Source organism: Salinivibrio sp. SS2 (genome assembly GCF_001722075.1).
In the GTDB taxonomy this organism is placed as follows: Bacteria; Pseudomonadota; Gammaproteobacteria; order Enterobacterales; family Vibrionaceae; genus Salinivibrio; species Salinivibrio proteolyticus.
Genome location: NZ_MEBP01000014.1, coordinates 1 through 8,450 on the forward strand (window position 1 = coordinate 1; position 8,450 = coordinate 8,450).

The 8,450-nt window shown below is 49.9% G+C and carries 8 protein-coding genes; all 8 read right to left on the reverse strand.

What is annotated here, in order from left to right:
- Positions 1-50: 50 nt before the first annotated feature.
- The 8 genes from BGK46_RS17055 to BGK46_RS01110 all read right to left on the reverse strand — a co-directional run bounded on the left by BGK46_RS17055 (position 51) and on the right by BGK46_RS01110 (position 8,286).
- On the reverse strand, positions 51-209 hold the full coding sequence (locus BGK46_RS17055; protein WP_077457744.1) for a YoaH family protein: 159 nt from the start codon (positions 207-209) through the stop codon (positions 51-53).
- An 80-nt stretch (positions 210-289) separates the two neighbouring features.
- Positions 290-1,423: a conjugal transfer protein TraF gene (locus BGK46_RS01080; RefSeq protein ID WP_069586625.1), complete on the reverse strand. Its 1,134-nt coding sequence runs from the start codon at positions 1,421-1,423 to the stop codon at positions 290-292.
- Positions 1,424-1,542: 119 nt separating this feature from the next.
- A complete protein-coding gene (locus BGK46_RS01085) occupies positions 1,543-2,433 on the reverse strand; it encodes a DUF2861 family protein (protein ID WP_069586626.1) in 891 nt (296 codons plus the stop codon).
- Positions 2,433-3,098 carry a response regulator transcription factor gene (locus tag BGK46_RS01090; protein ID WP_069586627.1) on the reverse strand — a complete coding sequence of 222 codons (666 nt, stop codon included), beginning with the start codon at positions 3,096-3,098 and terminating at the stop codon, positions 2,433-2,435. The genes BGK46_RS01085 and BGK46_RS01090 overlap by 1 nt, the downstream gene beginning before the upstream one ends.
- Positions 3,070-4,476 (reverse strand): DUF3404 domain-containing protein, encoded by a 1,407-nt coding sequence (locus BGK46_RS01095; protein ID WP_241836789.1) that lies wholly within the window; start codon positions 4,474-4,476, stop codon positions 3,070-3,072. Before BGK46_RS01095 ends, BGK46_RS01090 begins: the two co-directional genes overlap by 29 nt.
- Before the next feature lie 213 nt (positions 4,477-4,689).
- Positions 4,690-6,066: a Re/Si-specific NAD(P)(+) transhydrogenase subunit beta gene (gene pntB / locus BGK46_RS01100; RefSeq protein ID WP_069586629.1), complete on the reverse strand. Its 1,377-nt coding sequence runs from the start codon at positions 6,064-6,066 to the stop codon at positions 4,690-4,692.
- Between the two features lie 9 nt (positions 6,067-6,075).
- Positions 6,076-7,629, reverse strand: coding sequence for a Re/Si-specific NAD(P)(+) transhydrogenase subunit alpha (pntA, locus tag BGK46_RS01105; RefSeq protein WP_069586630.1), 1,554 nt, complete (start codon positions 7,627-7,629; stop codon positions 6,076-6,078).
- Between the two features lie 372 nt (positions 7,630-8,001).
- Positions 8,002-8,286 (reverse strand): HlyU family transcriptional regulator, encoded by a 285-nt coding sequence (locus BGK46_RS01110; protein WP_069586631.1) that lies wholly within the window; start codon positions 8,284-8,286, stop codon positions 8,002-8,004.
- Positions 8,287-8,450 lie beyond the last annotated feature (164 nt).

The window sequence follows — 8,450 nt, forward strand, 5'->3', positions numbered from 1 at the left end:
AGCTTCGCTGGGCAAACAAATAAAAAAGCAGCATATTCTGCTGCTTTTTCTTACTCTTCAGACGCTGAGGCCGCCGCTGCTTGTGCTCTGATCTCTGCCGCGACTTTCATGATGGCTTCACCACTACTCATGCCCTGTGCCATCAAAGCGTGAATACGCTCTGCAGCCTGTTGCTGCTCATCATGCGTCAATGTAATACCGTCGAACATAAATACGCTCATCTATTAGAAAGGCAGGCTATTTTAGGGCTTGCCTTTTACGTTGTCATCGACTTTTCGTCACCGCGAGCTTAGAAAGTAAATGCAAGTTGGGCTGAGCCCCCATAGCTGTTGCTATCAATGATACTCGCCGCGATATCCACGTTGACCACCCCAAAGGGTGACAAGCCTAGACCCAGAGTAAATGCGTCTTCAACGTTATCTTTCATATCCGCGCGATAACCAGTGCGTAATTGGGCATGGCCAAAGGCATCAAATTCAGCCCCGATACGGAAAAACTGGGTATCATCGTCAATATTCAGGGTGCCTTTAAACCCTTTGCTCTTGTTTAAGTCGATATCGCCGGCAATGGTGACAAAGTCGGAGACAAACGCCGAGCCAAGCGTAAACTGTGGCCCTACCTCATAGGTAAAGCTGTGGCCCGTTGTACTACTTGTCACTGTGTCCACATCGTTACTGATCAGGTTTTTACCGGCCAAGCCGACGCGATAAGGACCAGTCTGCCACACTGCCCCAACATCAATGTTAAAGCCGTTATCTTCTTCACGGTAACGGCTATCATCCCAGTCATCGGTGTCATAAGAATCAACCGAGACGCCATAGTTGTAGGTTGTGATACGTTGCAATTTTGGGGAGACACCCACCGCGATACGTTGACCGGCAATTTCCACGTTTGATGCGAGCGCAACACCTAGCTCACCCACCCCCACGGCAACGATGGTCGCGGTCGAACTGGGGTTAATCGACGGTGTGGTAATATCGCTGTCTTTAATATCCGGTAAGACTGCAGCTTCGATGATCCCTGAGGTAAAGAGTGTCGCAGAGATAGAACCAGTTGGGATCCCCACAGCTGCACCGACACCCGCATCCAAGTGCGCCTGATCGCCCTTCGCATTTTGCATCGCTTGCTGCGCAGCCGTCAGGTCGTTGTTATCGTACGCATCAGAGATATCATCTAAATTATCCAAGAGCTCATCTGGGTCACGCACTTCTGCGCCCAAATAAGGGAAAACCACCCCAAATGCGCTGTCAGGGTCAAGTGCCGCCAAGGCAGGGTTGTGAAATCCCGCAGATAAGTAGTCGCCAGCCGCAACTGCAGCGCCACCCATCGCATTTGTTCGCGCATCGGTAGGATTGGTCGCTGCCACTGCAGACCCTGAGCATGCTGCAAGTGCAAGCACAAGTAGGTGTTTTTTATCGTGCATTAGGTTGCCTCGCTTTCCTCTTCGTTTTATCTAAAGAGCGTAGCGGCTTGGCGATCAGCGCGATCAAGTAAGGTCAAAAGATGTGAACAATGTCAGGTTTAAGCCGTGTAACACCTTGGTCAGTCGGGCTTTATTGCGCGAAGCGCATCTGGATCCAGATCCGGTAAATCAATCGCCCGGCCAATTCGCTGCACTTCCTCAACAGACAACGCGCCTTGCCAGCGTCTTTCAATCAGCGCCACACTAAACCAATACTGCCCGTTCGGTACGTCCAGCACTGGCAACGTCGTGGGCAGGCGCTTGTGCTTTTCGACCGACCATATCGGTGCACCATCTGGCTGATTGTGGGGATAGAGGTTGAGCGTTAGAAACGGACGCTGACAGGTGGAGTCTAAACTATCAGGCGGGGCTATCCGCCAACTTCGCGTGTCTTTCCAACTGATTTTTTGTAAGGGTTGAGGCTGAGTCATCAATAACCAGCTGGTCCATGTTTCTCCTTCCACTGACGTCACCTCAAGCTGATAGAGCCCTTCTTTCATTGGTTCGGAAAGGCCATCTTGCTCTAGCAACCACTGGTGTTGGTTTTGACCACTCAAACGCTGCGAAATAATGGTTTCATCAGGCCAATGTTTAAGCGAAAAACGGGCAATACCGGGCTGAGATTCCCCACGCACTTGCAAGCGATAATAGACACGGCTGGTCGTCTGCACCGTTTCACGGCGCAGGGATAAATTGCTCAGCCAATCTGGCATCGTCTGCTGACTCAAGCTCCGCCCACAATCCTCGGTTATCGCCAACGCAAGTAGCTGCGCCAAGTGTTGCTGACGCGAAGTGGATAGATTTGGCTGCTGCCAAGCTTCAATCATGGCATCCATACTGCCTGCTGTGTTCCCTTCCAGCAGGCGTTGATGGGCACTGGTCAAGGCATCATTGCCATCAAACCAGGCCGCTTGGGTACCACCTGCTATCAAGGCAGCAGCGAATAAACCGTGCGTGAGCCGTAAACGCATTATGCTTTCATGCGATAGCCAACGCCACGCAATGTCTCAATATTGACTGACGGCAGCTTTTGGCGAAGTTGCAAAATGTGCGTGTCAACCGTGCGCGTGGTCGGGTAATGGTTGTAGCCCCACACTTGATCCAGTAACTCATCCCGTGTGAACACTCGTCCCGCATTTTTAGCTAGGAAGTGGAGCAAATCAAACTCAGTCCGTGTCAGTATGACTTCTTGATCGCCACACATTACTGCGCGACTTGCAGTATCAATGCGCACATCGTTGACAACAATTTCATCACTGGATGCATCGACTTCACCAACAGGGTTGCGCAGGTGAACACGAATACGTGCCAGCAATTCTGCTTCAGCAAAAGGTTTGGTGATGTAATCGGTGGCGCCCGAGTCAAGGCCGCCGACACGGTCACGCACGGAGACCATCGCGGTCAGCAAAATCACAGGCACCGTTTTGAGCTTGTTCCAGTCAGGCAACCAATCAATTGAGTCGCCTTCGGGTAACTGGCGATCGAGGATCACCAAGTCTGCATCACGCCATAGCTCTGCCACTTTTGTCGCGCTATCGGCGTATAAACAGCGGTAACCGGCCTGCTCTAAACTGGCAAGTAGGCCATCAGCCAAGTTGGCATCATCTTCAACCAGAAGTAACGTCGCTTGCGTCACAATGAATCTCCAAAGTAAATGTAGTGGGCGGGCCCGATAAGCTTAGCTTACCCCCCATCCGCTCAATCATAGATTCCACGATAGTTAGTCCGAGGCCTAAGCCACTTTGACTAACAAAGGGTTTACGAATATGTTTCCAGTCCTTGGCAGTCAGGTCGCCCTGATCCTGAATCGCGATCGTAAAACGATCTGACAATACCTGTGCGCGCACTTCAACCGGTGCCACACCGTATTTGACCGCATTAGCGATCAAATTGTTCAATGAGGTTGCTAGCCAATACACATTGGCACTGACGGCGCCATCTTGCGAGACATACATAGTGACATTGTGCTCGTCACAGATGTACCCCAACCATTCTTTTAGTGAAGGGATCGTCTCTTTATTCAACGGTTTCTGGTTAGACTGTAAATAGTCTTTGCTCGCTTCCGCTAACTGCTTTAAGCGACGTGCATCCTCACACAAGCGCCGAAACTCGTCATAAAATGACTCAGGCAAGGTATCAAACTTGCGCCTAAACCCTTCTACCGTCATTGAGAGGCTGGCAATCGGCGTACGCAGTTCGTGGGTGAGGATCTGTAGCACCAGCATCCGCTCTTGCATCAACCGGCGCTGAACCGTCCAACGGTTAAATGCCCAACCTCCGAGCGCCGCAAGGTTGATAACAATCAAGGCACCGACTAAATAGGGCCAATACGTCGGCGCTTTTTCTTCATTCCAACAAATGTTTCCCACACGCGCCAAACAAAAATCTTGCTCGCCCATCGCAGACAAACGCAAATCAAACTCTGCTAATAATGGCTGCCATTGTGTCGAAGGATACAAGTGATAATAGCTACCGACGCGAACCCACATTTCATCACTACTGAGTAACGATTTCGCACCACTATTCAGCGCTTCAACAGCAGCGGTATCCATACGCTGCAACCGCCCCAACAAAGTATCCGGCTGTGCCGTAGGCCGTTCTTGAATATGAAAAAAACGGGTCAGCTCACTGCGCCGAGACGGAAATTGTTCGACATATTTCGCCGCATAGCTGCCTCCTCCAGGATGGATAAACCCTGAGCGGGAAAACCAAGCAACCGGCAACTGGGTATGATTACACATGGCGCGCGTGAACACTAAAGGTTCAGTCACTTTGGGGTGTACAGGCCACGGCCCTTGGCACTTTTGTGCGGCTTGGTACAAGCGACGAATATCCTTAAGCGGGTAACTAGCGGTTTGCGGCAATAAACTGTCGGGACTGAGTAAGACCTTGGGGAAGGCGCGGTTAATGCCAATGAGGTTATATCGCGCCACCGGATCGGCAAGCAATAGCTGTGCTCTGAACGCTGTCATTTGTTCAGAGAAAGAGCTTGCAGCACTCGTTGGCAGCGCCATAAGCGCCAGAGTCATTAACAGCAGGATTCGCATAGTTGCAAGCTTATCACCCAACGTGAATGAAATGTCAGTGCAATGTAAGTTCGGCCTATTGCACACGATGAAAGCAATCGGTAACAACGATGACACCGCAGTCCAACGCGCCCCCTCTCGCCCAAAAAAAAGAGCCAGCCTTCGCTGACTCTTTATACCTATATTGATGCTTTTTGCCAATCAAAGCGCTTTAAATATTGCCTCAACGCTTTGTTTCGCATCACCAAACAACATCGCACTGTTCTCTTTAAAGAACAGCGGGTTTTGCACTCCAGCATAGCCGGTATTCATAGAACGCTTAAATACCACCACGTTGCGTGCATTCCACACTTGAAGCACTGGCATACCTGCAATCGGGCTTGACGGGTCTTCGGTCGCGGCAGGGTTAACCGTATCGTTCGCGCCAATCACTAGGACAGTGTCCGTTTCAGGGAAATCATCGTTGATTTCATCCATTTCCAACACGATGTCATAAGGGACTTTCGCTTCGGCTAACAATACGTTCATGTGACCAGGCAAACGACCCGCAACAGGGTGAATACCAAAACGTACGTCAATACCCATCCCGCGAAGCTTCTCTGTCACTTCATAGACGGGATACTGCGCCTGAGCAACCGCCATGCCATAGCCTGGAGTGATAATGACGCTTTTTGAGTCTTTCAGCATCTCAGCAACATCCTCGGCGGTCACTTCGCGGTACTCGCCCATCTCTTCGTCACCAGATGACGCTGTGCCATCAGAGCCAAACCCGCCCGCAATCACACTGATAAACGAACGGTTCATAGCTTTACACATGATGTACGATAGAATCGCACCCGACGAACCTACCAGCGCCCCCGTCACGATCAACAGGTCGTTTGCTAGCATAAAGCCTGCGGCGGCAGCCGCCCAGCCTGAGTAGGAGTTAAGCATCGACACCACAACCGGCATGTCTGCACCACCAATCGAGGCTACAAGGTGATAACCGAACGCTAACGCAATGACGGTTACAATCAACAGTGCTGCCGTTGACCCTTCCGCATTCACAAAGCTAATCAGCAACAAGAACGAGACGACAACCGCGGCTAGATTCAACTTGTGACGGTGCGGCAGCATCAAGGCTTTAGAAGAAATCACACCACGCAGTTTACCAAAAGCGACAATGGACCCAGTGAAGGTAATCGCGCCGATAAATACACCGAGGAAAATCTCAACCAAGTGGATATTAAGCATCGCACCGGTCAATGGTGGATGATCAATATAGGTATTAAAGCCCACTAATACCGCAGCCAGACCCACAAAACTATGTAGCATAGCCACCAGCTCAGGCATTTCGGTCATTTCAACACGCTTGGCATAATAAATACCAATCGCACCACCAATGACCATAGCAAGAATAATCCAGCCAACGCCCTGCACTTCAGGACCCCAAATCGTCGCGACTAACGCGATCGCCATCCCGGTAATACCGTAATAGTTACCGGCGCGCGCTGATTCTTGCTTGGACAGCCCAGCCAAACTCAAAATAAAACACAACGCCGATACAATGTACGCAGCTTGTACCAATCCTTCAGACATTGTTTCTCCTTATCCTTTACGGAACATTTCAAGCATGCGCTTTGTAACAGTAAAGCCGCCAAATATATTGATACTCGCGATCAACACGGCAATGAATGCAAGGAAGGTAACAAACCCAATGCCTTGTCCAACTTGCAGTAACGCGCCCACAATAATAATCCCGGAAATCGCATTGGTCACCGACATCAATGGTGTATGCAGTGCGTGAGTGACATTCCAGACCACGTAGTAGCCGACCACACAGGCCAAAACAAACACAGTGAAGTGGGAAAGAAACTCGCTCGGTGCATAGTTCGCAATCCAACCAAATGCCCCAGCGGCCGCGGCCATCAAACCATATTTGGTTGCACGAGAGGTTTTCTTAGGCTCGGCTTTTGGCGTCGGCTCGGCTTTGGGTGCTGCTTTAGGTTGCGCCGAAACTTGAATCGGTGGCGCAGGCCATGTGACTTCACCTTCTTTGATGACGGTCACACCACGAATCACCACATCCTCAAAATCAATGGCGATATTGCCATCTTTCTCTTTGCAAAGCAGTTTAGTGAGGTTAACCAAGTTGGTGGCATACAGTTGTGATGACTGCGTCGGTAAGCGGCCTACCATATCGGTGTAGCCAATCACTTTCACCCCGTTGGGTGTTGTGATCACTTTATCCTTTTCCGTGTATTCGCAGTTGCCGCCGTTTGCAGCGGCCAAATCAACAATCACGCTACCCGGTTTCATACTGTCGACCATCTCTTTGGTCACCAGTTTCGGGGCAGGTTTACCAGGGATAAGCGCAGTCGTGATAATGATATCGACATCTTTCGCCTGTTCAGCGTAGAGTTTTTCGGCAGCTTTATTAAACTCATCAGACATTTCTTTGGCATAACCGTCGCCACTGTCTGCAGTGTCTTGTTTAAAGTCAGCCTCTAAGAACTCGGCGCCCATACTTTCGACTTGTTCTTTCACTTCAGGGCGTACATCAAACGCACGAACAATCGCCCCCAAGCTACCAGCGGCACCAATGGCGGCAAGCCCAGCGACGCCAGCACCTGCAACAAAGACTTTCGCGGGTGGCACTTTACCTGCCGCAGTGATTTGTCCGGTGAAGAAACGGCCAAACTCATGCGCAGCTTCGACCACCGCGCGATAACCGGCAATGTTGGCCATCGAACTTAGCGCATCCAGCGATTGTGCACGGGAGATCCTTGGCACCGCATCCATCGCCATCACATTGATTTTGCGAGCCGCCAAACGCTTCAACAAGTCTTCATTTTGCGCTGGCCAAATAAAGCTGACTAGCGTGGCTCCTTCTTTAATGAGCGCAATTTCGTCTTGACCGGTTTCTTCAACCACACCCGGTGCATTCACTTTAAAAATGACATCCGATTGCCAAACGGCTGCGGTATCAACAATACTCGCCCCGGCTTGCTCAAAGGCAGTATCTTCAAAACTCGCTAGCTCCCCAGCGCCTTTTTCAACTGCTACTTCAAAGCCGAGTTTTATCAACTGCTCCACCGACTTTGGTGTCGCAGCAACTCTCGTTTCATTAACGAGCCTTTCTTTTGGAACACCAATCTGCATAGCTATTCCCTGACTATTGGCTTATGAGAAATTTTTTGTAACGAACCACAGGTCAAATATCAAGCACCTGTAGGCATAATACTGACAAAAAAAGGCATACCTTGATAAAACCCATAAAGACTGCGAAAAATCGATAAAAAATAACGCCGCAAGCACCACATAAGGCACGTGCGACGTGGGTGCAGTCTGTTGTCAGCGTCCGATGCTTAGCAACGCAACATCACTAACTTAACGAGTTTGAGCGACAATCACCACAGGGCAAGGATCGCAATTCTGGTGTAAATGTGATCAGTGCTACATTTTATCTTTTTTTGTTTCGAATATTTATGCATTAGTTTTGGTATGGCGCAGAAGCCCATGCCAGTAGTAAGGTCAAAATAGGCGATCACCATTCTGGTCAATCATCATTTTGGCTTTGACTAGCATCAAGCTGTTGGCATCTTCCTGATTCCCCAATAAATCTGAGCGAATAAACTGATGCGTGAGCGTTTCTTGTCCCTGCTGTTTGCAAATTCGCCCACACACTCGGTACTGCCCGTTTTCTGGCGTTGCTTCGGGATATATTAGATAGCCTTTGTACTCAGTCGGGGTCACTGTTGGGGCTGATGCCTTGCGAGGGGCATCGTTTCGTGAGAATAACTTAGAAAACCATCCCATTGTGTTTGTCGCTCCATTGAAATACGTTTAGCGTCAATGGCTAACCTGCCATGATCCAAGCCAAAGTACTAGTCGCACACCAGTTTCTTTACGTTAACCGTCGCGATAGAACAAAAAAAAACGCCATATCGTTATGATATGGCACCAGATTGCTAACGAAAACC